The 24,269-nt window shown below is 72.3% G+C and carries 22 protein-coding genes and 1 pseudogene; 10 read left to right on the plus strand and 13 right to left on the minus strand.

Features of this window, described 5'->3' with window-relative positions; genetic code table 11:
* Positions 1-1,248: a spermidine/putrescine ABC transporter substrate-binding protein gene (locus tag ACFYW9_RS12855; protein ID WP_389148468.1), complete on the minus strand. Its 1,248-nt coding sequence runs from the start codon at positions 1,246-1,248 to the stop codon at positions 1-3.
* Positions 1,249-1,321: 73 nt separating this feature from the next.
* Entirely contained in the window at positions 1,322-2,848 is a 1,527-nt protein-coding gene (locus tag ACFYW9_RS12860; RefSeq protein WP_389148471.1) for a gamma-aminobutyraldehyde dehydrogenase, read from the minus strand.
* A 207-nt stretch (positions 2,849-3,055) separates the two neighbouring features.
* On the opposite strand from ACFYW9_RS12860, the gene ACFYW9_RS12865 reads away from it, so the two are divergent.
* Positions 3,056-3,637 (plus strand): NADAR family protein, encoded by a 582-nt coding sequence (locus tag ACFYW9_RS12865; RefSeq protein WP_389148474.1) that lies wholly within the window; start codon positions 3,056-3,058, stop codon positions 3,635-3,637.
* A 129-nt stretch (positions 3,638-3,766) separates the two neighbouring features.
* Positions 3,767-5,362, plus strand: coding sequence for an MFS transporter (locus ACFYW9_RS12870; RefSeq protein ID WP_389148948.1), 1,596 nt, complete (start codon positions 3,767-3,769; stop codon positions 5,360-5,362).
* Between the two features lie 70 nt (positions 5,363-5,432).
* On the opposite strand, the gene ACFYW9_RS12875 is transcribed toward ACFYW9_RS12870, so the two are convergent.
* Entirely contained in the window at positions 5,433-6,485 is a 1,053-nt protein-coding gene (locus tag ACFYW9_RS12875; RefSeq protein ID WP_389148477.1) for a hypothetical protein, read from the minus strand.
* Between the two features lie 368 nt (positions 6,486-6,853).
* On the opposite strand from ACFYW9_RS12875, the pseudogene ACFYW9_RS12880 reads away from it, so the two are divergent.
* Positions 6,854-8,002 (plus strand): annotated as a pseudogene (locus tag ACFYW9_RS12880) (adenosine deaminase); the annotation flags it as partial.
* A 17-nt stretch (positions 8,003-8,019) separates the two neighbouring features.
* Complete coding sequence (locus ACFYW9_RS12885) at positions 8,020-8,703, plus strand: glycerophosphodiester phosphodiesterase (RefSeq protein ID WP_389148480.1); 684 nt, start codon at positions 8,020-8,022, stop codon at positions 8,701-8,703.
* A gap of 33 nt (positions 8,704-8,736) precedes the next feature.
* Here ACFYW9_RS12885 and ACFYW9_RS12890 read toward each other — a convergent pair whose 3' ends face one another.
* The 6 genes from ACFYW9_RS12890 to ACFYW9_RS12915 all read right to left on the minus strand — a co-directional run bounded on the left by ACFYW9_RS12890 (position 8,737) and on the right by ACFYW9_RS12915 (position 12,923).
* A complete protein-coding gene (locus ACFYW9_RS12890) occupies positions 8,737-9,264 on the minus strand; it encodes a hypothetical protein (RefSeq protein WP_351869717.1) in 528 nt (175 codons plus the stop codon).
* A 63-nt stretch (positions 9,265-9,327) separates the two neighbouring features.
* Entirely contained in the window at positions 9,328-10,692 is a 1,365-nt protein-coding gene (locus ACFYW9_RS12895) for an FAD-dependent oxidoreductase (RefSeq protein ID WP_389148485.1), read from the minus strand.
* A 167-nt stretch (positions 10,693-10,859) separates the two neighbouring features.
* Positions 10,860-11,366, minus strand: coding sequence for a hypothetical protein (locus ACFYW9_RS12900; RefSeq protein ID WP_389148487.1), 507 nt, complete (start codon positions 11,364-11,366; stop codon positions 10,860-10,862).
* Positions 11,350-11,841 carry an RNA polymerase sigma factor gene (locus ACFYW9_RS12905; RefSeq protein ID WP_326790775.1) on the minus strand — a complete coding sequence of 164 codons (492 nt, stop codon included), beginning with the start codon at positions 11,839-11,841 and terminating at the stop codon, positions 11,350-11,352. Before ACFYW9_RS12905 ends, ACFYW9_RS12900 begins: the two co-directional genes overlap by 17 nt.
* Before the next feature lie 111 nt (positions 11,842-11,952).
* Positions 11,953-12,564, minus strand: a complete 612-nt coding sequence (locus ACFYW9_RS12910) for a class F sortase (protein WP_389148490.1) — start codon at positions 12,562-12,564, stop codon at positions 11,953-11,955.
* A complete protein-coding gene (locus ACFYW9_RS12915) occupies positions 12,561-12,923 on the minus strand; it encodes a sortase-dependent protein (RefSeq protein WP_389148493.1) in 363 nt (120 codons plus the stop codon). Before ACFYW9_RS12915 ends, ACFYW9_RS12910 begins: the two co-directional genes overlap by 4 nt.
* Positions 12,924-13,432: 509 nt before the next feature.
* On the opposite strand from ACFYW9_RS12915, the gene ACFYW9_RS12920 reads away from it, so the two are divergent.
* Complete coding sequence (locus ACFYW9_RS12920; protein ID WP_389148496.1) at positions 13,433-13,627, plus strand: hypothetical protein; 195 nt, start codon at positions 13,433-13,435, stop codon at positions 13,625-13,627.
* A 1-nt stretch (position 13,628) separates the two neighbouring features.
* On the opposite strand, the gene ACFYW9_RS12925 is transcribed toward ACFYW9_RS12920, so the two are convergent.
* Genes ACFYW9_RS12925 through ACFYW9_RS12935 form a run of 3 tightly spaced genes read right to left on the minus strand, consistent with a single transcriptional unit; the run spans position 13,629 to position 16,951 of the window.
* The gene (locus ACFYW9_RS12925) at positions 13,629-14,819 is read right to left on the minus strand and encodes a spermidine/putrescine ABC transporter substrate-binding protein (protein ID WP_389148499.1); all 1,191 of its coding nucleotides are present in this window, start codon (positions 14,817-14,819) and stop codon (positions 13,629-13,631) included.
* 51 nt (positions 14,820-14,870) lie between these two features.
* On the minus strand, positions 14,871-16,298 hold the full coding sequence (locus ACFYW9_RS12930; protein ID WP_389148502.1) for a sensor histidine kinase: 1,428 nt from the start codon (positions 16,296-16,298) through the stop codon (positions 14,871-14,873).
* The gene (locus ACFYW9_RS12935) at positions 16,295-16,951 is read right to left on the minus strand and encodes a response regulator transcription factor (protein WP_389148506.1); all 657 of its coding nucleotides are present in this window, start codon (positions 16,949-16,951) and stop codon (positions 16,295-16,297) included. The genes ACFYW9_RS12930 and ACFYW9_RS12935 overlap by 4 nt, the downstream gene beginning before the upstream one ends.
* A gap of 294 nt (positions 16,952-17,245) precedes the next feature.
* On the opposite strand from ACFYW9_RS12935, the gene ACFYW9_RS12940 reads away from it, so the two are divergent.
* Positions 17,246-17,908 carry a hypothetical protein gene (locus ACFYW9_RS12940; RefSeq protein ID WP_389148508.1) on the plus strand — a complete coding sequence of 221 codons (663 nt, stop codon included), beginning with the start codon at positions 17,246-17,248 and terminating at the stop codon, positions 17,906-17,908.
* Positions 17,909-18,014: 106 nt separating this feature from the next.
* Here ACFYW9_RS12940 and ACFYW9_RS12945 read toward each other — a convergent pair whose 3' ends face one another.
* Positions 18,015-19,454, minus strand: coding sequence for a gamma-aminobutyraldehyde dehydrogenase (locus ACFYW9_RS12945; RefSeq protein ID WP_389148510.1), 1,440 nt, complete (start codon positions 19,452-19,454; stop codon positions 18,015-18,017).
* A gap of 187 nt (positions 19,455-19,641) precedes the next feature.
* Between ACFYW9_RS12945 and ACFYW9_RS12950 the strand changes: the two genes are divergently transcribed.
* The 4 genes from ACFYW9_RS12950 (at position 19,642) to ACFYW9_RS12965 (ending at position 24,184) form a co-directional block, all read left to right on the plus strand.
* Positions 19,642-20,157, plus strand: coding sequence for an Lrp/AsnC family transcriptional regulator (locus ACFYW9_RS12950; protein ID WP_328447551.1), 516 nt, complete (start codon positions 19,642-19,644; stop codon positions 20,155-20,157).
* Positions 20,142-21,524 (plus strand): aspartate aminotransferase family protein, encoded by a 1,383-nt coding sequence (locus ACFYW9_RS12955; RefSeq protein ID WP_389148513.1) that lies wholly within the window; start codon positions 20,142-20,144, stop codon positions 21,522-21,524. The genes ACFYW9_RS12950 and ACFYW9_RS12955 overlap by 16 nt, the downstream gene beginning before the upstream one ends.
* Positions 21,525-21,797: 273 nt before the next feature.
* Entirely contained in the window at positions 21,798-22,535 is a 738-nt protein-coding gene (locus tag ACFYW9_RS12960; RefSeq protein WP_351869874.1) for an ATP-binding cassette domain-containing protein, read from the plus strand.
* Positions 22,517-24,184 carry a hypothetical protein gene (locus ACFYW9_RS12965; RefSeq protein ID WP_389148516.1) on the plus strand — a complete coding sequence of 556 codons (1,668 nt, stop codon included), beginning with the start codon at positions 22,517-22,519 and terminating at the stop codon, positions 24,182-24,184. Before ACFYW9_RS12960 ends, ACFYW9_RS12965 begins: the two co-directional genes overlap by 19 nt.
* The last annotated feature ends 85 nt before the right edge of the window (positions 24,185-24,269 follow it).

Here is a 24,269-nt window from a genome sequence, read left to right on the forward strand (position 1 = left end):
TCACGCCCCTGTGAGCTTCGCGAACTTCTCTTCGTAGGCCGTCTCTTCCTTCTGGCTCAGCGAGCGGAAGGCGTGGGACCGGGCCTGCATGGCCTTGTCGGGAACGATCAGCGGGTTGTTCGCCGCGTCCTCGTCGATCTTGGCAAGGTAGGGCTTCACTCCTTCGACCGGAGTCGCGTAGTTGATGTACGCGGCGAGCTCGGCTGCCTGCTCCGGCTCGTAGTAGAAGTCGATCAGCCGCTCGGCGTTCGTCTTGTGACGCGCCTTGTTGGGGACCAGCAGGTTGTCGGTCGACGTCATGTAGCCGCTGTCCGGGATGACGAAGTCGACGTCCGGGCTGTCGTTCTTGAGCTGGACGACGTCTCCGGCCCAGGCGACGCAAGCGGCGATGTCGCCCTTGGTCAGGTCGGAGGTGTAGTCGTTGCCCGTGAAGCGGCGGATCTGGCCCTTGTCGACGGCCTTCTGCAGCCGGGCCACGGCCGCGTCGAAGTCGTCGTCGGTGAACTTCGCCGGGTCCTTGCCCATGTCGAGCAGGGTCATGCCCATGGTGTCGCGCATCTCGGACAGGAAGGAGACTCGGCCCTTCAGCTTCGGGTTGTCGAGGAGGTCGGAGACCGACTTCACCTCGATCCCGTCGAGCGCCTTCCTGTTGAAGGCGATGACCGTCGGGATGCCCTGCCACGCGTACGAGTAGGCGCGTCCCGGGTCCCAGTCGGGGTTGCGGAACTGCGGCGACAGGTTCGTGTAGGCGTGCGGCAGGTTGGACGGGTCGAGCTTCTGGACCCAGCCCAGGCGGATCACGCGCGCGGCCAGCCAGTCGGTGAGGACGATCAGGTCACGGCCGGTGGGCTGGCCGGCGGCGAGCTGCGGCTTGATCTTGGCGAAGAACTCGTTGTTGTCGTTGATGTCCTCGGTGTACTTGACCGAGATGCCCGTCCGCTTGCGGAACGTCTCCAGCGTCGGGTGGTGCTTGCCGCTGTCGTCGAGGTCGATGTACTCGGTCCAGTTGGAGAAGTTGAGGGTCTTCTCCGTCGCGGAGTGGTCCTGGGCGGACGTGCCGCCCTGGGTCCTGCCTGCCGCGGGGATCCCGCAGCCGCTCAGCGCCCCGAGTCCGCCGACGGCCAGCGCGCCGCCCGCCGAGGCACGCAGCAGTGAACGACGGGTGAGGGCCGCCCTGCCGTTCCGGAGGCTGCGCCGCATGGCGGCCAGTTGCACCGGGGACAGGCGTTCGGGCTCGTACTGCTCCATGCTCTGATGCCCTTTCGAGAGGGTCGCGGCCGTGGTCGCGGCCTGGTCTGCCACAGGGCCGTAGCCGGTGGGGCTACGGCCGGTCCCCGAAGACCGTGCGGTGCCAGTCCTTCCTGGCGACCGCGGTGTTGTCGAACATGACGTGCTTGACCTGCGTGTACTCCTCGAAGGAGTAGGCGGACATGTCCTTGCCGAAGCCGGAGGCCTTGTAACCGCCGTGCGGCATCTCGCTGATGATCGGAATGTGATCGTTGACCCACACGCACCCGGCCTTGATCTCGCGGGTCGCGCGGTTGGCCCGGTAGACGTCGCGGCTCCAGGCGGAGGCGGCCAGTCCGTACGGGGTGTCGTTGGCCAGCGCGATGCCCTCGCCGTCGGTGTCGAAGGGCAGCACCACGAGCACGGGACCGAAGATCTCGGCCTGCACGATCTCGCTGTCCTGTGCGGCGTCGGCGACGAGCGTGGGCGCATAGTACGCGCCGCTCTTGAGCTCTCCCTGCGGGGCCTCTCCGCCGGTGACCACGCGCGCGTAGCCGCGGGCCCGGTCGACGAATCCGGCGACGCGGTCGCGCTGCGCGTGCGAGATCAGCGGGCCGAGGTCGGTGCCGGGCGCGAAGGGATCGCCCACGCGGACGCTCGCCATCAGGGCACCCGTCCGCTCCACGAACGCCTCGTAGAGGGGGCGTTGCACGTACGCGCGCGTGGCGGCCGTGCAGTCCTGGCCGGTGTTGATGAGCGAACCGGCGACCGCGCCGTGCACGGCGGCCTCCAGGTCCGCGTCGTCGAAGACGAGGAAGGGGGCCTTGCCGCCGAGTTCCAGGTGGAGACGCTTGACGGTCGAGGTGGCGATCTCCGCGACGCGCCTGCCGACGGCGGTCGACCCGGTGAAGGAGGTCATGGCGACGTCGGGGTGCCCGACGAGATGCTCGCCGGCCTCCTTGCCCAGGCCCGTGACGATGTTGATCACGCCGTCCGGGACACCCGCGTGGGTGGCCGCCTCGGCGAACAGCAGGGAGGTCAGCGGGGTCAGCTCGGCGGGCTTCAGCACGATCGTGTTGCCCGCCGCGATCGCCGGGAGGATCTTCCAGGCGGCCATCTGGAGCGGGTAGTTCCAGGGTGCGATGGAACCGACGACCCCGATGGGCTCGCGGCGTACGTACGAGGTGTGGTCGCCGGAGTACTCACCGGCCGACTGGCCCTGCAGATGCCGGGCGGCGCCCGCGAAGAACGCGGTGTTGTCGATGGTTCCCGGGACGTCGAACTCCCGGGTCAGCTTCAGGGGCTTCCCGCACTGGAGCGACTCGGCCTGGGCGAACTCCTCGGCCCGCTCGGCGAGCACGGCGGCGAAGCGGTGCAGCGCGTCGGACCGCTCCCCGGGGGTGGTGGCCGCCCAGCCGGGGAACGCCGCGCGGGCGGCCGCGACGGCCGCGTCCACGTCGGCGGTGCTCGCCAGCTCGTACGTGTACACCTCCTCGCCCGTGGCGGGGTTCACGACCGCGTGCGTACGGCCGGAGGTGCCCTGGGTGAGACGGCCTCCGATGTACTGCGCGCCGCCCGCGAGGCGGTCCTGCGCCTGGAAGCGATGGCCCGGATTGTGCATGTCGCTCTCCTCCGCCGTCCTCCCCGTCGGACGAGGGTCGGCGTAGCTCCAGCTCGATTTGAGTGCCGATCCTGACAGAGCAAAGGGACTCCAACAAGTGATTCCGTTGTTGCCTTTTGGTTACGCGACGGAATCCTTTGACCAGGTGTCGAGTCCTCCCGGAAAAGGCGGGACGGTGTGTCAGTGGTGCGTGCCACAGTGGCGTGCATGGGGAAGATCGATACGCGGGAAGCACTGGTCAGTGCGGTTCAGTCGGGGACGCCGGTGAAGTACCTGCACTTCTGGGGGCACCGCCCGCGGCCGGACGGACGGCTGGGGTCGAGCTGTCTCAGCCAGTGGTGGCCGTCGCCCTTCGTGGCCGATGGGGTCGTCTACGCGACGGCGGAGCACTGGATGATGGCGTCCAAGGCGCGCCTGTTCGGCGACGCCGAGGCCGAGCGGCAGGCGGTCGAGGCTCCGAACCCCGCGCTCGCCAAGAAGGCCGGGCGGCTGGTGCGCGACTTCGACAACGCCGTGTGGGAGCGCGAGCGGTTCGGGATCGTCGTCGAGGGCAGCGTCCACAAGTTCGCCGCCCATCCCGGCCTGCGGGCGTTCCTGCTGGGCACGGGCGGGCGCGTGCTCGTCGAGGCGAGTCCCGTGGACCGGATCTGGGGCATCGGACTCGCCACGAACGACGACGGCGCCTTCGACCCCCGCCGCTGGCCGGGCGAGAACCTGCTGGGCTTCGCCCTGATGGAGGCACGCGAGCGGCTGCGCGCGGGGGACGCGCCCACGGAGGCGGGCACCTAGGCACGGGCCGGAACCGACGCTTCCAGAGGCGGAGGCGGCGGTCCGCGGATGCCGAGGTGGCCGCCCCGGTGATGGCGGTCCCCGGATGCGGTGGTGTCCCGACCGGCCAAAACTGTGCGTGTGAGTGGCATGTACGCAGAGCAGAACGACATCGCGCCCACCGCGCCCCGGGCCCCGCGCCAGTCACTGGCACTGGCGGCGATGCTCTTCGCGGTGTCGATGACGTTCATCGACCAGACGATCGTCTCCATCGCGGCGCCGGACATCGTCCGCGAACTGGGGCTGTCGGCGTCCGGGATGCAGTGGGTGGTGAACGCCTACCTGCTGTCGCTGGCCGCGTTCTTCGCCCTCGGCGGGCGGCTGGCCGACCTGCTCGGGCCACGCCGTGTCGTCGTCGTGGGCACCCTGGTGTTCGTCATCTCGTCGGTCCTGTGCGGCTGTGTGCCCGAGGGAGACCTCGCCCAGACCTGGCTGATCGTCTTCAGGGCGACACAGGGCCTGGGGGCCGCCCTCCTCTTCCCCGCGGCACTCGCCGTGGTCGTGGCCGTGTTCCCGGTGGAGCGGCGCGGCCGGGCCCTGGCGCTGTTCTTCGGGCTGTCGGGGGCGCTGACGGCCATCGGCCCGCTGCTGGGCGGCTGGCTCACGTCGTGGACCTGGCGGGCGATCTTCTGGGTCAACGTGCCCGTCGCCGTCGTGGCGCTCGTCCTGACCGTGCTGGCGCGCATTCCCGACCGCCGGCGCGACGAGTCGCTGGACGGCGTCGGGGCCCTGCTCATCGCGGTGGGCATGGGCCTGAGCGTGCTCGGATTCCAGCAGGCGGCGGCCTGGGGCTGGGACAGCGTGGCGACCTGGGGCTGCATCGCGGGCGGCCTCGTCGTCCTGGTCCTCTTCTGGCGCTACGAGCGGGACCGGCGCCACCCTCTGGTCAACCTGGCGGTCTTCCGGGACAAGGCGTTCACCGTGGACTCCCTGGTGCTCTTCTTCGCCATGCTGGCCTTCGTCCCGGTCTTCTTCTTCGCCTCGGTGTACGCGCAGGTCTCCCTCAGCGCCTCGCCCAACCAGGCCGCGCTCTACCTGCTGTACTTCTTCGCGGGCTTCGCCATCGCCTCCCAGTGGGGCGGCCGCATGCTGGACAGACAGGGCGCACGGCGGCCCATGAAGATCGGCACCATCGTGGGCGCGGTCGGGTTCTACCTCTGGGCCGGCAAGCTGACCGACCTGTCGATGCACGACCAGTGGCCCTACGTCGCCCTCGCGGGAGCCGGGATCGGCTTCATCCTGGCGCCCGCGTCCACCGACGCCGTCAACCGGTCCATCGGAGCCTCCTACGGCGAGGTCACCGGCATCACCCAGACCGTCCGCAACTACGCGGCGAGTGTCGGGCTGGCCGTCTTCGGGACCGTCCTGACACACACGATGACGGACAGGGTCGTCTCGACGCTCCGGTCCCACGGCCTGTCGTCGGCCGAGGCCCACGGCGTGGCCGACGACATCACCCAGGCGGTCACGGGCAACTCCGACGCACGGCAGCCGACGGGCACCGGCGTCACCGCGTCGACCATGCGGGAGGTGATGACCGGCGTGCGGACGGACTTCGCCGAGGCCAACCAGGTGGTCTTCTACGGCATGGCGATCGCGCTCGCCGTCGCGTTCCTCTGCGCCCTGCGCCACCCCGGCGGCCGAGGGGGGACGACGGAGCCGGAGGAACCCCCGCCGGCCGGCTGACAGCGCCGCCGGACCGGTCCACGGACGTGCCGGGCGCGGGCCGTCACCGGCGGGCACGTCACGCGGGCCGTCAGCGCTGTGTCACCAGGGACGTGGAGAAGCCGTCGTCGCCCGCGTCACCACTGCCGCCGTCGTCCGCGGCGAACACGATGATCAGGACGAACACGCCGACGGCGAGAACGAGTCCGACGGCTCCGAGGATGACCCCGGCCAGCGCCTGCCCGGGGTTCGTGGCCTCGCCGCGGCGGGCCTTGGCCCCACCGATCAGCCCGAAGACCACGGCGAGGACGCCCAGCACGATCGCCAGCGGCCACACGACGAACAGGACCGCCGCGATGATGCCCAGCACGAGCCCGGCGGTTCCCAGCCCGTTGCTCGGCATGGGCCCCGTCACGGGCCAGCCGTAACCCGGTACGCCCGGATGCACGGCACCCGCGGGAGCGCCGGGGTACTGCGGGTAGCCGTAGCCGTACGCGAGGCCGGGGCCTCCGGGGGCGATCGGCGGCGGAGGGACGGGCTCGCCGGGAAAGGGCTGCGGGTAGGGGGTGCGGGCGGTCGGCGGCGCGAAGGGGTTGTCCCAGGCGGGGCCGCCGAGGTGTCCGGGGCCGGGCATGCCGGGCATGCCGGGCGTGCCGGGCAGCGAGGTGATCGCCGGAAGCCCGTACGCCGGAGGAGGCGCGGCGCTCCCCCGCGCGGTCCGCCCGGGCGAGGCGAGCTCCTCGGGCGGGGCCCAGGGGTCGAACTCGGATTCCCGGTCGGCCTCGCGCTTCCCGAGGGAGATCCGGGCGTCGGGGGCGGGGACGGCGAAGGGCGCGGCGCCCTGGGCGGGAACGGAACCCGCGGGCGCCTCACCGAACGCGCCGCCCGTCGCGGGCGCCGCGTGTCCCGGTCCGCCGTCGAACGCGCTGTCCACCCACCGCGCGGCCACCTCGGGCCCGGGGCCCGGATCACCGCCCCGGTCACCGCCCGAGTCGTTGTCCGAGTCGTTGTCCTGACGTCCGTCCCGACCGTCGTCCGGTCCGCCGTCCGACGCGAAGGCCGTCCGGTCGGGGCCGGCCGCGGGCGTCGCACGGGCCGGGCCGACGGCGGGTGTCCCGTGATCCGCACCGGCCGCGGGCACCACGGATGCCCCGTGGTCCCGGTCGACCGCGGGTGCCGCACGATCCGGACCGGCGGCGGACGCGCGATCCGCCTCGGGTATCGCGTCCTCCGCGCGACCGGAATCCGAACCGGGACCGGGACCGGTCCCCGTCCCGGACGATCCGCTCCGCTCGGGTGACCCGCCGCGCGCGGACATCGGGTTCGCCCCGCCCGGCGGGGCCCACGCACCCGCGTCGCGTGGGGCGGTCGGCCTCTGGGCGTCGTCGGACATGCGCGAGGTCCCCTCTCTCGTACGTTCCGTCATGCTACGGCCAAGCCGCTCCCCGGATCCGGGCCGTACGACGGCCCTCTCGTCCCCCGCGGGGTTACAGCGGGCCCGGACGGGCGGCCGCCTACGATGATCCCGAACCATCGATCAGCCGATCACCCGCGTCCGGCCGAACACGGCCCAGGGACGCCGTTCCGGGGAGGAACCCGTTGACCGAGCACATCACCGCACGCGACGACGCCCGCGACCTGCACACCTTCATCGCCGGGCTGCCCAAGGCCGAACTGCACGTCCACCACGTCGGCTCCGCCTCCCCGCGCATCGTCTCCGAGCTCGCCGCCCGCCACCCCGACTCCCGGGTGCCGACCGACCCCGAGGCGCTCGCGGACTACTTCACGTTCACGGACTTCGCCCACTTCATCGAGGTGTACCTGTCCGTCGTCGACCTCATCCGCACGCCCGAGGACGTACGGCTGCTGACGTACGAGGTCGCCCGCGACATGGCCCGTCAGCAGGTGCGCTACGCCGAGCTGACGATCACTCCGTGGTCCTCCACCCGGCGCGGAATCGACGAGCGCGCCTTCATGGACGCGATCGAGGACGCCCGCAAGGCCGCCGAGGCCGAACTGGGTGTCGTCCTGCGCTGGTGCTTCGACATCCCGGGCGAGGCCGGTCTGGAGGCCGCCGAGGAGACCGTGCGGCTCGCGACCGACGACCGGCTGCGGCCGGAGGGGCTCGTCTCCTTCGGACTCGGCGGCCCCGAGATCGGTGTGCCGAGGCCCCAGTTCAAGCCGTACTTCGACCGTGCCCGCGCGGCGGGACTACGGTCGGTGCCGCACGCCGGTGAGACGACGGGCCCGGAGACGGTCTGGGACGCGCTGAACGTCCTCGGCGCCGAGCGCATCGGCCACGGCACGAGTTCCGCCCGGGACCCGCGGCTGCTCGCCCATCTCGCCGAGCACGGCATCGCGCTGGAGGTCTGCCCGACCTCGAACATCGCCACCCGCGCCGTCCGCACCCTGGACGAACACCCCGTCAAGGAGTTCGTGGCGGCCGGGGTGACGGTCACCGTCAACTCCGACGACCCGCCGATGTTCGGCACCGACCTCAACACCGAGTACGCGGTCACCGCCCGCCTCCTCGGCCTCGACGAGCAGGGCGTCGCGGAGCTCGCCAAGAACGCGGTGCGCGCCTCGTTCCTCGGCGAGGCGCAGAAGGCCGAACTCGCCGCGGAGGTCGACACGTACGCCGCCACCTGGCTCGCGCTCTGACCCAGCACAATGGCCCCATGCGCACCGTGACCGCAGTCGCCCACCGCGGCGACCCCTATCGCGCCCGTGAGAACACGATCGACTCGCTGCGTTCCGCGCTCCACCGGGGCGCGGACGCCGTCGAGATCGACGTACGGCTGACGCGCGACCGCGTACCCGTCCTGCTGCACGACGCGACGCTCAAGCGTCTGTGGGGACACGACCGGCCGCTGAGCTCGCTCTCCGGCGACGAGGTGCGCGGACTCACGGCCGGCGGTGTGCCCACGTTGGCGCAGGCCCTCGGGGCGACCGGCGGCAGCCGGGTCATGGTCGACCTGCCGGGACAGGTGGACGCGGGGGTCGCGCGCGAGGTCGTGGACGTGGTGCGGGCGTGCGGGGCCGAGGAGCGGGTGTACTACTGCGCCGGGGCCGCCGCCATGCTCGCGGTGCGGGCCGCCGACGCGTCCGCGGAGATCGCGCTGACCTGGACGAGCCTGGCCCCGCCGCGTCCGGGCCTGCTCGACGTCGTACGCCCGCGCTGGCTCAACTACCGCTTCCCCCTGGTGAACCGCGACCTGGCGGCCCGCGTCCACCAGGGCGGCCACCTGCTCTCCGTGTGGACCCCGGACACCCGCCGGTCCATGCGCCGTCTGCTCGACGCGGGGGTCGACTCGATCACGACCAACCGCATCGACGCCCTGACCGCGCTGCGCCGGGACTGAGCCGACCGGGCCGGCGGATCGCCCCGGACGCTCTCAGACAGCGGGTACCGGCACGGGAGCCGGGCCGGCGGTGAGCGCCTCCAGGCGCTTGATCTTCTTCCGTACGACATACAGCGGGATCACACCGAAGATCCCGAAGGACATGTCGACGACCGTCCACCAGAACGGGATGCCGCGGATCGGTCCGCAGATCAGGGCCAGTGGGACGATGCCTGCACAGGCGATCATCCCGAACTCGACGACCCAGATGTTGCGGACCGGATCGCGGTAGGGACCGTAGAACGCGACCGCGATCACCAGATGCGCGAACGCCAGCCAGTCCGTTCCGTAGAGCAGGAAGGGGTAGTCGGCGTCGGCGGTGTCGAGGCCGCGGCTCACGCGTTCGATCCAGTCCATCAGGGCGGGCAGGTGCTCGGGCACGGACAGGGCCCGGAGCAGGTCCTCGGTCCAGTGCAGTTCGTGCACCAGCGGGAAGGCCGTGGCGCCGCTGAGCACCAGGCTGACGACGAAGAAGGCAAGCCACGCACGGATGCCCCGGAGCAGGGCGGCTCTGTCGCTCATACCGGGAGCGTACGCCCCGACTTGAACGTGTTCAAAACTGCCCCCGCCCGGGGCTCCGGTGACTCAGGCGCCGCTCTCCCGCAGCATGTCCTCGCGCTCGACGAGCTTCACGCGCTCGCGGCCCTGCGGCTCGCCCAGCGCCTTCTCCGCGGCGTCGAGCTTGTACCAGCCCTCCCACGTGGTGAAACGGACGTCCCGCTCGCCGAGGAAGACGTCGACGGCCTCCGGCTCGGGCGAAGTGGGCGCGAGCAGACGGCCGTTCGCGTGGTCGTCGAGCAGGCTCGCGACCGTCTCGTTGGCGTCGCCCTTGGTGTGACCGATCAGACCGATGGGACCGCGCCGGATCCAGCCGGTGACGTAGGTGGACGGCAGGTGCTCTCCCGTGTCCTCCAGCACCCGGCCGGCCGCGTCCGGCACCGTGCCCGAGTCGACGTCCCAGGGCAGCTTGGGCAGGCTGTCGGAGAGGTAGCCCACGGCACGGTAGACCGCGGTGACGTCCCAGTCCTTGAACTCGCCGGTGCCCTTGACGTTCCCGGTGCCGTCGAGGGCGGTGCGCTCGGTGCGCAGGCCGACGACCTCGCCGTTCTCGCCGAGGATCTCGGTCGGCGACTCGAAGAAGTGCAGGAACAGCTTGTGCGGGCGGTCGCCCGTGTCGCGGATGGCCCAGTTCTCCAGGGTCTTGGCGACCATGTCGGACTGCTTGTTGCCGCGCCGGGTGGCGATCGAGCCCTCGTCGTAGTCGATGTCCTCGGGGTCGACGACGACCTCGATGTTCGGCGAGTGGTCCAGCTCGCGCAGCTCCATCGGGCTGAACTTCGCCTGCGCCGGACCGCGGCGGCCGAACACGTGGACCTCGAGCGCCTTGTTGGCCTTGAGGCCCTCGTGGACGTTCGGCGGGATCTCGGTGGGCAGCAGCTCGTCCGCGGTCTTGGCCAGGATGCGGGCCACGTCGAGGGCGACGTTGCCGACACCGAGGACGGCGACCTTCTCGGCCTCCAGCGGCCAGGTGCGCGGGACGTCCGGGTGACCGTCGTACCAGGAGACGAAGTCCGCCGCGCCGTAGGAGCCGTCGAGGTCGACGCCGGGGATGTCGAGGGCCCGGTCGGCCGTCGCGCCCGTGGAGAAGATCACCGCGTCGTAGAAGGCGCGCAGATCGTCGAGGCTGATGTCGCGCGGGTAGTCGACGTTGCCGAAGAGGCGGATCTGCGGCTTGTCGAGCACCTGGTGCAGGGCCGTGATGATGCCCTTGATCCGGGGGTGATCGGGGGCGACCCCGTAACGGATGAGACCGAACGGGGCCGGCATCCGCTCGAACAGGTCGATGGAGACACCGGGCTCGACGGCCACTGCGGATTTCAGCAGCGCGTCGGCGGCGTAGATTCCGGCGGGGCCGGCTCCGACAATGGCTACCCGCAGAGGGCGAGGCATGATCAGGTTCCCTTCGAACAGGGGCGGGGGACTCGACGGGAAGCCTAAACTGAGGCAAACCTAAGTCAGTAGGCGGGTCCGGGCTATGACCTCATAAGGCTGACTTATGGGTACTGAAGGACCGCTTTATGGGTGGCGCCCGGACTGCGGAGCGCACCCTCCGCCCCCTACCGTCGGGCCCCCCTGGTCGCCGTGGGAACGGTCCGGGTACGGACCGCGGACGGTACGGCGGTCGCGGGCTCGGAGGTCCGGGTCGCCGACGGAGTGCGGGTGAGGGAGGGTACACCGGTCGTGGCCGTGGCAGCCGGTGCGGTACCGGGCGCCGGCGTCCGGTGGGACGGTCCGCTCGCACGGGGACGAGGACCGGCGCTCCCGGGCGACGACGGAGTGGGCTCGGCCGACGGGCCGCTCGCGGGCGGCGGGGCCAGCGGGACCACCGGGGACACGGGTGGCGCGGGCGCGGCCGACCGGAGCGGCAGCGCGACGAGAACGCCGACGGCACACGCCATCGCGGCTCCGGCCGCGGCGCGCAGCAGCCGGCGCCGGGCCGCGCCCCGGCGGATCGCCTCGTAACGGCCGGGCGGTGGGGCGAGGTACGCGGACGGGGGCCGCATGATGACGGCGAGCGGGTCGTCGGGGCCGAGGTCCGGATCGTCGTCAGAGTGTGTGATCAAGACTTCTCCTCAGGTGGGCGCGGAGCGTTTCGCGGGCCGCGTGGAGATCGGCCTTGATCGTTCCTTCCTTGCGCCCGGTCAGCGCGGCCACCTCCCGGATCGGCATGTCGGCGTAGTAGTGCAGCAGGATCGGGACGCGCAGCCGTTCGGGCAGCGACTGCACGAGCAGACGTACGGACGGATCGGCCTGCTCGTTGGGCGGGCCGACGACGGCCTCGGCGGTGGCCCGGTGCATCGCCCTGCGTTCCCGCTCCAGCTTGCGCCAGTGGTCCCGGACGAGGTTGGCCGCCGTGACGTAGAGGAACCCCCGTGGCTCGGCCACCGAAGTCCAGCGGGACCAGAGCCGGGTGAACGCCTCCGAGGCGATCTCGTGGGCCGTCCCGTCGTCGTCGACGAGACGGCGGCACCAGCCGGCGAGGCGCGGATAGAGGGCGGCGAACAGCTCGGACGCGGCCTTCTCACGGGACCCTTTCAACATTCTCCATGGTCGTGACGGTGCCGGGAGGAACGGATCCCGGGCCGCGGGGGTACGGTCCGGCGGCCCAGGATCCTCCTCCCCGCGCCCCGTCGAGCAGCCGGTCGGGGATCAGGGGCTCGCGGAGGTGAGCGCCGCGAACACGATCACGTTGTCGCGGTAGCCGCTTCCGGAGCGGGGACCTCCGCAGGTGATGAGCCGCAGCTCCGGGCGGTCCACGTCGCCGTAGACCGCGTCGGCCGGGAAGTCGGCCTTGGCGACCGTACGGACGTCGCCGACGGTGAACCCTGCCGACCCGCCGTTCTCCAGGCGCACCACGATCCGGTCGCCGTGGCGCAGCCGCGCGAGGTGACGGAAGACGCCGTCGCCGTACGAGCCGACCGTGACATGACCGAGGATCACCGACGGGCCCTTCTGGCCGGGCGTCGGCGAGTGCCGGTACCAGCCGGCCCGGTCGTGTGCCGTGATCGGGGGCACCTGCACGCTGCCGTCCGGGGCCAGCCCGAGCCGGATCAGCGGGGTGTCGACCCCGATGGCCGGTATCCGCAGCCCGACCGGCACCGAACGCCCGAGCGCACGCGCCGGCCTCGCGGTCGGCTCCGCGGCCGTGGACGCGCCGCCGGGCCGTGCGGTCGCGGGCGCGGTGCCCGGGTGGCCGCCGCAGCCCACGAGCAGCGCGGCCGCGGCCGTGGTGACGAACGCGCGCCTGGAGAGAGGCGTCATGCCCCGGTCGCCCGCCGGCGGCGTACGACGAGGACGGCCGCGCCCGCGAACACGGCGGCGGCGCTCCCGCCGACGAGCGCGCCCGGGACCGAGGACGGCGTCGCGGTCGTCGCCACACCGGTGTCGGGTGCTCCGCCCGGCCGGACGGAGACCTGCCGCGAGGTCCGCGCCCGCGTCGGCACGGGGCTGGGAACGGCGGAGGGCGCCCGGGTCGCGGTGGGGCTCGCCGGGGCCGGCACGGCGGTGACGCCCGGACGGGTCCTGGGGCTCGGGGAGGTCCCGTCGGCGAACGCGGGCACCGTGCCCACCAGGACGGCGGTGCACGCGAGTGCCGTGGCACTGAAGACGGTTCGGCGCATGGATCGCTCTCTTTCCTCGGTCCGACGGCCCGTCGGAACGGCGGGCCGGTTACGGATCGAGCGGAGAGACGAACCGGCGGCGGACGGGGTTGTAAAGAGACGGCAAAGCCACCGTGCGGAGGCCGCGCCGTGCGGGAACTCGGCCGCACCGGCGGCTGTCCGCCTCCGGCCTGGGGTCAATCTCCCCCGTTCATCCGCGTGTTGACGCGACCGTATGGGCGCACGCGGCCTGATTCGCCCTGGAAAGCGGGCAGTCGTACGGCCGGGCCGAACCCTGTAATGCCCGAGTAACGGCGTCTCCCTAAGGGCTGTCCCGTAATCCCCGGTGGATCAGCGCGCGGCGTCAGATGCGGTGCATCGCAAGGCGGAGGGTCGTCCTCATACCGGGTGTATTCGGGCGATCCGACAACGCGGCGAGGTGCCGTAGCTGTCGTCGTGCGCCCGCCGGGGATTACGGGACAGCCCTTAGCGTCCGTGCTCCCCCTACCGTTCCCGGAGGAGCACCCCCGATGCACCTGCCCCAACCGCCCCGGCGCAGAGGCGCCGTCTGGGCGGCGGCCGCCTTCACCGCGACCGCCCTGCTGACCGCGTCGACCCCCGCACTCGCCACCGGCGCCGGCCCGGCCGATCCGGCCCACCGCTGCAGGCTCCGGACCGCGGTGATCGGGGCACGGCTGCCGGACCGGCCCGCCCAGGACCCCTGACTCACAGGCCCGCTATCGCGTTCCAGCGCTTGGCGAACTCCGTGCGTTCGCCGGCGGTGATGTCGCGGGCGATCGCGAGACGCTTGCGCATCGTCGCGTCCGGGAAGATCAGGGGGTCCTCGGCGAGGGCGGCGGTGTCCTTGTCCTTGGAGGAGGCGAGGATGTCCTGGGCGGCGGGAACCGGACAGACGTAGTTGACCCAGGCGGCCAGTTCGGCGGCGACCTCGGGCTCGTAGTAGTAGTCGACGAGCTTCTCGGCGTTGGCCTTGTGCCGGGCCAGGTTGGGGATCATCAGCGACTCGGCCCACAGTTCGGCGCCCTCCTCGGGGACGACGAAGCGGATGTCGGGGTCGTCGGCCTGGAGCTGGATCACGTCGCCCGAGTAGGCCTGGCAGGCCAGCACGTCCCCGCCGGCGAGGTCCTTGATGTAGTCGTTGCCGGTGAAGCGGCGGATCTGGCCGCGGCGCACCTGCTTCTCGACCTGGTCGCACACCCGGTGGAAGTCGTCGGCCCGCCACTTCGTGATGTCGACGCCGTTGCCCTGCATGAGCAGCGCGAACGCCTCGTCCAGGCCGGAGAGCAGGGTGACCCGGCCCTTGAGGTCGTCGGCCCACAGATCGGACACGTGCTTGATCTCGCGGCCGAGCCTGCGGCGGTTGTACGCGATGCCGGTGATCCCCGACTGCCACGGCACCGAGGACGTGCGGCCGGGGTCGAAGGCGGGCGAACTCAGCAGCGGGTCCAGGTACTTGGCGACGTTCGGCTGCCGGGACCGGTCCATCTCCTGGACCCAGCCGAGCCGGACGAAACGGGCGCACATCCAGTCGCTGATGACGATGAGGTCGCGGCCGGTGCGCTGGTGGTTCATCAGGGACGGGCTGATCTTGCCGAAGAACTCGTCGTTGTCGTTGATCTCCTCGATGTAGTCGACGGAGATCCCGGTGCGCTTCCCGAAGGCCTCCAGCGTCGGCCGCCGGGTGCTGTCCTCGTCGTCGGTGTCGATGTACAGCGGCCAGTTCGCCCAGGTCAGCCGCTTGTCCGTGGCGGAGAGGTCCGCTCCGGCCCGGTCTTCCGGTGCCACGTATGCCGCCGGCACCCCGCATCCCGCGAGTGCCGCGAGCGCGGCACCGCCGCCCAGGGCGCGCAGCAGGGACCGGCGGGAGGGGGGCGGGGTCTTCCGATTCACGGGCACGCGCGAAGCATGCCGACCCGGGCCCGGCCGGGACAATGGACGCTGCGTCGATCAGTCGCCCGCCGACCCGACACCCTGTCGATCCGTTTCCCGGCGTTCCGAGAACTCCGCGCGCGTGACCGCCGCCCGTCCCCGGCCCTGTGCCTGGTCCTGTGCCTGGCCCGGCCCCGACGCGGGCGGTGCGCACGGCGGGAACGCGACCCTCACGGACAGGCCGCCGCGCGGACGGGGCCATGCCTCGACCGTGCCGCCGTGGGCGGTGGCGACGGCCGTGACGATGGACAGGCCGAGCCCGAGGCCCTCGCGGGGGCGGCCCTTCCCGCGCGGGTGCGTCCCGGTCCGCTCCAGGCCCAGCCGCCGGAACGGCTGGAAGAGTCCGGCCACCTGGTCGCGCGGGATCACCGGGCCGGTGTTGTCGATCCGCAGGACCGGGCGCCCCGCCTCCGTCCCGGTCCACACCTGGACCCAGCTCTCCTGGTCCCCACGGGTGTTGTGCCGTACGGCGTTGTCGGCGAGGTTGACCACCAGGCGTTCGATCAGCTGGGGGTCGCCCAGTACGGGCGCGGAGCCGAGGTCGGCCCGCACCCGCGGCCCGCCGGTCCCGGGCCCGCCGTCCGGCAGCAGCTCCCGCACCGTCTCGGCAAGGTCGACGAACTCCCTGCGCTGAAGCCCGCGTTGACTGCGTGCGAGGGTCAACAGGGCGTCGATGAGGCGCTCCTGTTCCTGCCCGGCGGCACGAACGCGCAGGCACGCGGCCCGCAGGCTCTCCACCGACGCCCCCGGGTCGGCGAGCGCGACGTCCACGATCGCCTGCTGGAGCGTGAGCGGAGTGCGCAGTTCGTGCGACGCGTTGGCGACGAACTGCTTCTGCGCCTCGAACGCGCCCTCCAGCCGCCCCAGTACGTCGTCGAAGGTGTCCGCCATGGCTTTGAGCTCGTCCTCGGGACCCGGCACCGCCAGCCGCTGGCGGAGGTTGTCCGCGGAGATCCGCCGGGCGGCCGAGGTCATCGTGCGCAGCGGCGCGAGGACGCGCCCTGCCATGAGCCAGCCCAGGGCCACGGAGGCGAAGGTCATCACGGCGAGCGCGACGCCCGCCTCGACGAGCAGCTGGTGCAGTTGATCGGCGCGCAGGGCCTCGGCGTACATCGTCAGCGTCGGCGGATCGGGGGTCTGTCCCTCGCCCCCGGGCAGCCCGGGGGCCACGGACGAACCCCCGACCGCCGTCGACGGCGTCGTCCGCGACGCCAGCAGATAGGTGAAGCCGAGCAGGGCGGCCCCCGCCACCACGAACAGCGCGCTGTAGAGCAGGGTCAGCCGCCAGCGGATGCTGCGCGGGGCGAGCCGCCACCGGACACCGCCGAGGTCCGGCCGCCCACGGACGGTCCGCGGTGCTCGCCACCGAAGGCGGCCGGGCGGTGCCGGCCGCGGGCGCGTGCCGTACGGGGCCGGGCGGTGAGTTCCGGCGGATGCGTCCGTCATGCGATCCGGTACCCCGCCCGGTCCACCGTCGCGATCAGCTGCGGCTCCCCCAGCTTGCGGCGCAGCCGGCTCACCGTGACCTTCACGGTCTGGCTGAAGGGGTCGGCCGCCTCGTCCCAGGCCCGCTCCAGGAGTTCCTCGGTGGAGACCACGGCGCCCTGCGCGGCCAGCAGGAGTTCGAGCACGGCGAACTCCTTCGGGCTGAGGGCGAGCCCCGAACCGCCCCGGGTCGCCTGCCGCCGCGCCGGGTCGAGCCGCAGTTCCCCGCGGACCAGGACAGGGGGCAGCGCGGGCTGCGCGCGTCGCGCCAGGGCCCGTACACGTGCGACGAGTTCGGCGAAGGCGAAGGGCTTGGACAGATAGTCGTCGGCGCCGAGGCCGAGTCCCGTGACCCGGTCGGCCACCGTGCCGGACGCGGTCAGCATCAGCACCCTCGCCCGGCTGCCGCCCGCGGCCAGCGTCCGGCACACCTGGTCGCCGTGGACGCCGGGCAGATCGCGGTCGAGCACGACGACGTCGTACGCGTTGACCGTGGCGCGCTCCAGCGCCGTGGGCCCGTCCAGCGCGAGATCGACCGCCATGCCCTCGCGGCGCAGCCCGGCGGCCACGGTCTCGGCCAGTTCCTCATGGTCCTCGACCACCAGCACACGCATGGCGGTCAGTGTGGCGGCCCGGGGGTTACACGGGGATAAGCGTTCCCTGTGCGGGCCCCGCACACCCCGGCCGGGCCCGGCCGTCCCGGCGTACGCCTCCGGCTCGCCGTCGGTTCGCGATAAGGACGGCCGTTCCCGTGCCGTAACCGCCCCCGGGCTTGGCTTGGGCACAACACGACACCGCCCACCCCGCCCTGACGGTCGAGCCACGACACGTGACGGCGCGGTGGTGCGCCACCGTGCGCCAACGCGTCCGACCCGGCGGCACCGCCGCCCGCCCCATGGAGGAAACCCATGCGTGCACTGGCCACTCGGCCACAACGACTCGCCCTGGCCTGCGCCTTGATCTCGGCCGCCGCCCTCGGGACCGTCAGCGCCTCGGCCGCTTCGGCGTCCGACAGGTCCACCGTGACCACGGCGACGGCGTGGACCGCCGCGTCCGCCCGGCTCACGCAGCACTCGACGACCGGCAAGCCGCCGAAGGGCGGCCTTCCCCCCGCCGGGTTCCCGGGCGCCGTCGGGTACCGGCCCACCTCGCACGCGCCAGGGGACGTGAACACCGCCAACGACGCGTTCGCGGCCTGCATGCGCGGCCACGGCCAGAAGGTCTTCCCGGCCTTCCACGCCTCGAAGGACGAGCAGGGCCGCATCCTGTTCAACGTGCGGGTCGGGGCGCCCAAGGGATTCGACCCGAGTTCCAAGAGCTACCGGGCCGCGGAGAAGGCGTGCGCGCCGATCCTGAAGAAGGCCGGCATCACCCTCTCGTCGAAGGCCGGCCTGCCCCCGCTGCCCGTTCCGGGCAAGCCCGGCAAGCCCGGCACCGGATCCGGCGGAAGCTCCGTCGGAGGCTCCCTCGGAGGCTCCGGCGAGCTGCCCGGCTTCCACACGGAGAAGGGGACCGGGAAGGCGGGCGCACCCGACGGGCCCACGCTCTCCAGCGTGACCGAGAGCGTCTGAGCCGAACGCCCAGGGGGAACACCGTGGCCCCGGCCGGGATCGACTCCCGTCCGGGGCCACGTGGTGCGTACGAGCGAAGCGTGAACGCCGCTCGGCCGGCCGGCGGTCAGCCGTCCAGCGACGTCATCACGTGCTTGATGCGCGTGTAGTCCTCGAAGCCGTAGCCCGACAGGTCCTTGCCGTAGCCGGACTTCTTGAAGCCGCCGTGCGGCATCTCGGCCACCAGCGGGATGTGGGTGTTGATCCACACGCAGCCGAAGTCGAGGGACTTGGACAGGCGCATCGCCCGGCCGTGGTCCTTGGTCCACACCGAGGAGGCGAGGGCGAAGTCGACGCCGTTCGCCCACTCGACGGCCTGGGCCTCGTCCGAGAAGGACTGCACGGTGATGACCGGGCCGAAGACCTCGTTCTGGATGATCTCGTCGTCCTGCCTGAGACCGGAGACGACGGTCGGGGCGTAGAAGTAGCCCTTCTCGCCGACCTGCTGGCCGCCCGCCTCGACCTTGGCGTGCGCGGGCAGGCGCTCGATGAACCCGGCGACCTGCTTGAGCTGGTTGGGGTTGTTCAGCGGGCCGTAGAGCACGTCCTCGTCGTCCGGCTGACCGGTCTTGGTCTCGGCGGCGGCCTTGGCGAGCGCCGCGACGAACTCGTCGTGGATGGAGTCCTGGACGAGGACGCGGGTCGCGGCCGTGCAGTCCTGGCCGGCGTTGAAGAAGCCCGCGACCGAGATGTCCTCGACGGCCTTGGGGATGTCGGTGTCCTCGAAGACGACGACCGGGGCCTTGCCGCCCAGCTCCAGGTGGACGCGCTTGACGTCCTTGGCCGCCGACTCGGCGACCGAGATGCCCGCGCGGACGGAGCCGGTGATGGACGCCATCGCCGGGGTCGGGTGCTCGACCATCGCGCGGCCGGTGTCGCGGTCGCCGCAGATGACGTTGAAGACGCCCTTGGGCAGGATGCCGCCGAGGATGTCGGCGATCAGGACGGTGGAGGCCGGGGTGGTGTCCGACGGCTTCAGGACGACCGTGTTGCCCGCCGCGAGGGCCGGGGCGAACTTCCACACCGCCATCATCATCGGGTAGTTCCACGGCGCGACCTGGGCGCAGACGCCGACGGGCTCGCGGCGGACGATCGAGGTCATGCCCTCCATGTACTCACCGGCCGAGCGGCCCTCGAGCATGCGGGCGGCACCCGCGAAGAAGCGGATCTGGTCGACCATCGGCGGGATTTCCTCGGACCGGGTCAGACCGATCGGCTTGCCGGTGTTCTCCACCTCGGCCGCGATCAGTTCCTCGGCCCGCTCCTCGAACGCGTCCGCGATCTTCAGGAGGGCCTTCTGACGCTCGGAGGGCGTCTTGTCCCGCCACTCCGGGAAGGCCGCGGCGGCGGCCGCCATCGCGGCGTCCACGTCCGCCTCGCCGGAGAGCGGCGCGGTCGCGTACGCCTCGCCGGTCGCGGGGTTGACCACCTCCGTGGTCCGTCCATCGGCGGCATCGCGGAACTCTCCGTCGATGTAATTGCGCAGACGACGCAGCTCGGTGCTCACTGCCCGGCCCTCCTGTCGGATGTCCAACGGCCCAGGTGTCCACTACCTGAGATGCCTGGGCCCCACCCTAATCCGTGGCTCCACGTTTTCAACACCCCCGAACGGCCCATGGCTGCGAAATCCGCAAGACACGTACCCGTAAACAACGAATTTCATCGCCGCATGCTTGCGGAACTGTCGATACGTCGTGCACAGTGAGGTCGTGGCCAGTCGAAGCGCGGAACCCAGGGACTCCCGCGAGTCCAGGAACGGCAGTCCCCAGTTGGACACCGTCTCCCTCGCCATCATCGAGCAGCTCCAGCAGGACGGACGCCGCCCGTACGCCGCGATCGGCAAGGCCGTGGGCCTCTCCGAGGCCGCCGTGCGCCAGCGGGTCCAGAAGCTGCTCGACCAGGGCGTCATGCAGATCGTCGCCGTCACGGACCCGCTCACCGTGGGGTTCCGCAGGCAGGCGATGGTCGGTGTCAACGTCGAGGGCGACCTCGACCCGGTGGCCGAGGCACTGACTGCCATGTCGGAAGTCGAGTACGTGGTGATGACCGCGGGCTCGTTCGACATCCTCGCCGAGATCGTCTGCGAGGACGACGACCACCTGCTGGACGTCATCAACAAACGCATCCGGGCCCTGCCCGGGGTGCGCTCCACCGAGAGCTTCGTCTACCTCAAGCTCAAGAAGCAGACCTACATGTGGGGAACCCGATAACCGTGAGCACCAAGGACCTCAGCAAGACCGCGTACGACCACCTGTGGATGCACTTCACCCGCATGTCCTCGTACGAGAACGCGCCCGTTCCCACCATCGTCCGTGGTGAGGGCACCTACATCTACGACGACAAGGGCAAGCGCTACCTCGACGGTCTCGCGGGCCTGTTCGTGGTCCAGGCCGGCCACGGCCGCACCGAGCTGGCCGAGACGGCCTTCAAGCAGGCCCAGGAGCTGGCCTTCTTCCCGGTGTGGTCCTACGCCCACCCCAAGGCCATCGAGCTGGCCGAGCGCCTCGCGCACCACGCGCCGGGCGACCTGAACAAGGTGTTCTTCACGACGGGTGGCGGCGAGGCCGTCGAGACCGCGTGGAAGCTGGCCAAGCAGTACTTCAAGCTGCAGGGCAAGCCGACCAAGTACAAGGTCATCTCGCGTGCGGTCGCCTACCACGGCACCCCGCAGGGCGCCCTGTCCATCACCGGTCTGCCGGCCCTGAAGGCCCCCTTCGAGCCGCTGGTCCCGGGTGCCCACAAGGTCCCCAACACCAACATCTACCGCGCCCCGCTCTTCGGCGACGACCCGGAGGCCTACGGCCGCTGGGCCGCCGACCAGATCGAGCAGGAGATCCTCTTCGAGGGCCCGGACACGGTCGCCGCGGTCTTCCTGGAGCCGGTGCAGAACGCCGGCGGCTGCTTCCCGCCGCCGCCCGGCTACTTCCAGCGCGTGCGCGAGATCTGCGACCAGTACGACGTGCTGCTGGTCTCCGACGAGGTCATCTGCGCCTTCGGCCGCCTCGGCACGATGTTCGGCTGCGACAAGTTCGGCTACGTACCGGACATGATCACCTGCGCCAAGGGCATGACCTCGGGCTACTCCCCGATCGGCGCGTGCATCGTCTCCGACCGCGTCGCCGAGCCGTTCTACAAGGGCGACAACACCTTCCTGCACGGCTACACCTTCGGCGGCCACCCGGTCTCCGCGGCCGTGGCGCTCACCAACCTCGACATCTTCGAGCGTGAGGGCCTGAACCAGCACGTGCTGGACAACGAGGCCAGCTTCCTGCAGACCCTGCAGAAGCTGCACGACCTGCCGATCGTCGGCGACGTCCGCGGCAACGGCTTCTTCTACGGCATCGAGCTGGTGAAGGACAAGGCCACCAAGGAGACCTTCACGGACGAGGAGTCGGAGCGCGTGCTCTACGGCTTCGTCTCCAAGAAGCTCTTCGAGTACGGCCTCTACTGCCGCGCCGACGACCGCGGTGACCCGGTCATCCAGCTGTCGCCGCCGCTGATCTCCGACCAGGCGACCTTCGACGAGATCGAGGGGATCGTCCGTCAGGTCCTGACGGAGGCGTGGACCAAGCTCTGACCGCGTCCCGCCGATCCCGGCCGTGAGCTCGGCCCGCCGGTCTCCCCCGGCGGGCTCTGATCTTCCGTTCGACTGATCAACACCGGCCCCGGTGGCGCCCGTTCGAGTGAGAATGGGCGGCCCGGGGCCGCGTGCTGTCCGGCCTCCCGGCCCCGACTCCCTAGCGTGCCCCTTGACCGATCGGCCCTGCCCTCCGTTCCCCCGTCCGGGGGACCGAGCGACCTCGAAGAGATCGCCGGGCACGGCACATCAGCTCTGAACGAGGTGTACGCGATGGTGGCCCCGCCTGACAACGACGTGCTCTGGGCACGCGCCCTGCACGTCAAGCACAACGGCTCGCCCGCGCTCAGCGGCGTCTCGCTCGGCGTCCGTGAGGGCGAGATCCTCGCCGTCGGCGGCCCGCGCGGCAGCGGCAAGACGACCCTCCTGCTGTGCCTGTCCGGCCAGCTCCTGCCGCAGCAGGGCGAGGTCTGGTTCAACAGCTCGCCCGTGCACACCATGGGCCCGCTCACCCGCGAGCGGCTGCGCCGGGACCGGTTCGGCTGGATCGGCCCCGTCCCGACGCTGGTCCCCGAGCTGAACGCCTGGGAGAACACCGCCCTCCCGCTGATGCTGCGCGGCTGGACCCGCCGGGCCGCCAAGACCGCCGCCCTGGAGTGGCTCAAGCGCCTGGACGTCGGCGACTGCGCCCGCAGGCGCCCGCACGCCCTGCTCCAGGCCGAACGGCAGCGCGTGGCCGTCGCCCGCGCCCTCGCCCCCACCCCCACCGTGCTGTTCGCCGACGAGCCGACGGCCCCCCTGTACCGCGCCGACCAGGCTCATGTGCTGCGCACCCTGACCTCGGCGGCCCGCTCGCACGGCATCACCGTCGTCCTCGCCACCCACGACCCGGACACCGCGGCCCTCGCCGACCGCACGGTGAACCTGCTCGACGGACGGCGTGTGAACACCCTCCACCTGCCCCCGGTCGCCGAGACGGAAGGCCGGGCCGCGTGCTCGCTCTCCGTCTAGCCCGCGGGGGCCACCCCCTCGTCCAGCTCCGCCGGCTCCTGGTCGCCGCCGCCTCCGCGGGCACCGGGTTCCTGCTGCTGTGCACGCTGGGGTACGCGCTGAGCCATCCGGACGCCTCGGCCGCCGGCGCGCTGCGCCTGGCCTGGTGCGTCGTTCCCCTCGCCGCCACGGTCTACTTCGCCGTCGCGGTGGCCCGCACCGACCCCGCCACCCGGCCCCGGCCCGGCCTGTCCGCCATCGGCCTCGGTCCCGGCCGGCTGATGGCGATCTCCGCCGCCACCACCGCCCTGTCCACGCTCCTCGGCTCTCTGCTCGCCCTGGTCCTCTTCCTCCACCTGCGCGGCGACCTGACCGGTGTCCCGTTCGGCGGCGCGGCCACGGACTTCCTCGCCTCCGGCCGGTCCCTGCCCCTGCCCGCGGCCCTCACCCTGCTCGTCGTGGTGCCGGTCGCGGCCTCCGGCGCGGCCGCCCTGGCCCTGCGTCCCCGGGGCAGCGGTCCGGTGCGCGCCGCGTGGTCGTACGGCCGCACCTGGATGTCGGCGCGGCAGAACGCCGTCGCGGCCGCTCAGCGGCCCGGTACCCGCGGCGGCGGAGGGCCCACGGGCGGCGCTCCCGGCACGCCCGCGCCCATCACCGCGCCCGGCGGGCCCGCGGCCTTCGCCGCGACCGGCACGGCCGCGGGTCCGACCGTGACCGGCACGGGCGACGGGTTCCGGGACGCGTCGACGGACGCCGCCGGCGCCGCCCTGCCGGCACCCGACCCGCGGGCCCTCGCGGCGGACGGCCCCGGCGGCCCCGACTTCCACTGGACCGCCGAGGCGTACGCCTCCGGGGGGACCCGGAGGACGGCCGCGGAGGACCTGCCGCCCGCCGTCGCCCTCGGAACGCCGCCCTCGTACGAGCGCCAGGACATCGCGTACGGGGACACGGCACCTTCGTACGCACACCCGGAACCGGCGTACGAGGGTGCCGTCGTGCCCGGTGCGCGCCCGGACCGGCGCCGGGCCGCCGAGGCCGGCTCCCGCGCGCTGCCGCCCGCGCAGGGCTGCCCGAACGGGCTCCCCTGGGGCGCGGCCGCGCTGGCGGCCGGGCTGGCCGTGGAGACGTACGCGAGCCGTCCGGGACCCGCGCCCGCGCTCGCGCTGCCCGGCGGATTCGTCGGCGGTCCGGCCGGGGTGCTGCTCGGCTGGGTGCTGACGGCGGTCGGTCTGGCCCTCGCCGGGCCCGCGATCACGTATCTGTGCGGATGGCTGCTCCAGGCCGTACGTCCGGGCGCGATGCGGCTGCTGGCCGGGCGGGCGCTCCAGGCGGAGGCGCGGCGCATCGGACAGCCGCTGGGGGTGGTGTGCGCGGTGGCGTCGGGCGGGTTCGCCATGACGACGCTGTACACCGGCGCCCGGCCCGCCTTCGGTCCGCTGACCACGCTCGGCGCCCTGCTGGTCGCCGGGTGCACGCTGCTGACCCTGGCGACCGCCGCCGTCGAGGCGCGGCGGGCCCGTGCCGACACCACGGCGGCACTGCTGCGGCTCGGGGCGCCCGCCACGATGCTGCGCGGCGCCGCGGCCCTGCGCGCCGGGGCGCTGTTCGTCGCGTTCGCCCCGCTGACCTGGGCGGTCGCCGAACTGGCCGCGCTTCCGCTCATCACCTGACCGGCCCGCGGGCCGGTCAGGTGACGCGCCTGCGGGCCGCCCTGCGCGGACCTCCGGGAAAAGTCCGTACCGGGCGATGATTTCC

Source organism: Streptomyces sp. NPDC002698 (assembly GCF_042888945.1).
Lineage (GTDB): Bacteria > Actinomycetota > Actinomycetes > Streptomycetales > Streptomycetaceae > Streptomyces.

What these genes read in the sequence shown, in the direction of transcription:
- ACFYW9_RS12860 (WP_389148471.1), bottom strand. Translation starts at nt 2,848, where the DNA reads ATGCACAATCCGGGCCATCGCTTCCAGGCGCAGGACCGCCTCGCGGGC.
- ACFYW9_RS12895 (WP_389148485.1), bottom strand. Translation starts at nt 10,692, where the DNA reads ATGCCTCGCCCTCTGCGGGTAGCCATTGTCGGAGCCGGCCCCGCCGGA.
- ACFYW9_RS12890 (WP_351869717.1), bottom strand. Translation starts at nt 9,264, where the DNA reads ATGAGCGACAGAGCCGCCCTGCTCCGGGGCATCCGTGCGTGGCTTGCC.
- ACFYW9_RS12910 (WP_389148490.1), bottom strand. Translation starts at nt 12,564, where the DNA reads ATGACGCCTCTCTCCAGGCGCGCGTTCGTCACCACGGCCGCGGCCGCG.
- ACFYW9_RS12885 (WP_389148480.1), top strand. Translation starts at nt 8,020, where the DNA reads ATGCGCACCGTGACCGCAGTCGCCCACCGCGGCGACCCCTATCGCGCC.
- ACFYW9_RS12935 (WP_389148506.1), bottom strand. Translation starts at nt 16,951, where the DNA reads ATGCGTGTGCTGGTGGTCGAGGACCATGAGGAACTGGCCGAGACCGTG.
- ACFYW9_RS12920 (WP_389148496.1), top strand. Translation starts at nt 13,433, where the DNA reads ATGCACCTGCCCCAACCGCCCCGGCGCAGAGGCGCCGTCTGGGCGGCG.
- ACFYW9_RS12940 (WP_389148508.1), top strand. Translation starts at nt 17,246, where the DNA reads ATGCGTGCACTGGCCACTCGGCCACAACGACTCGCCCTGGCCTGCGCC.
- ACFYW9_RS12855 (WP_389148468.1), bottom strand. Translation starts at nt 1,248, where the DNA reads ATGGAGCAGTACGAGCCCGAACGCCTGTCCCCGGTGCAACTGGCCGCC.
- ACFYW9_RS12865 (WP_389148474.1), top strand. Translation starts at nt 3,056, where the DNA reads ATGGGGAAGATCGATACGCGGGAAGCACTGGTCAGTGCGGTTCAGTCG.
- ACFYW9_RS12960 (WP_351869874.1), top strand. Translation starts at nt 21,798, where the DNA reads ATGGTGGCCCCGCCTGACAACGACGTGCTCTGGGCACGCGCCCTGCAC.
- ACFYW9_RS12930 (WP_389148502.1), bottom strand. Translation starts at nt 16,298, where the DNA reads ATGACGGACGCATCCGCCGGAACTCACCGCCCGGCCCCGTACGGCACG.
- ACFYW9_RS12915 (WP_389148493.1), bottom strand. Translation starts at nt 12,923, where the DNA reads ATGCGCCGAACCGTCTTCAGTGCCACGGCACTCGCGTGCACCGCCGTC.
- ACFYW9_RS12870 (WP_389148948.1), top strand. Translation starts at nt 3,767, where the DNA reads ATGTACGCAGAGCAGAACGACATCGCGCCCACCGCGCCCCGGGCCCCG.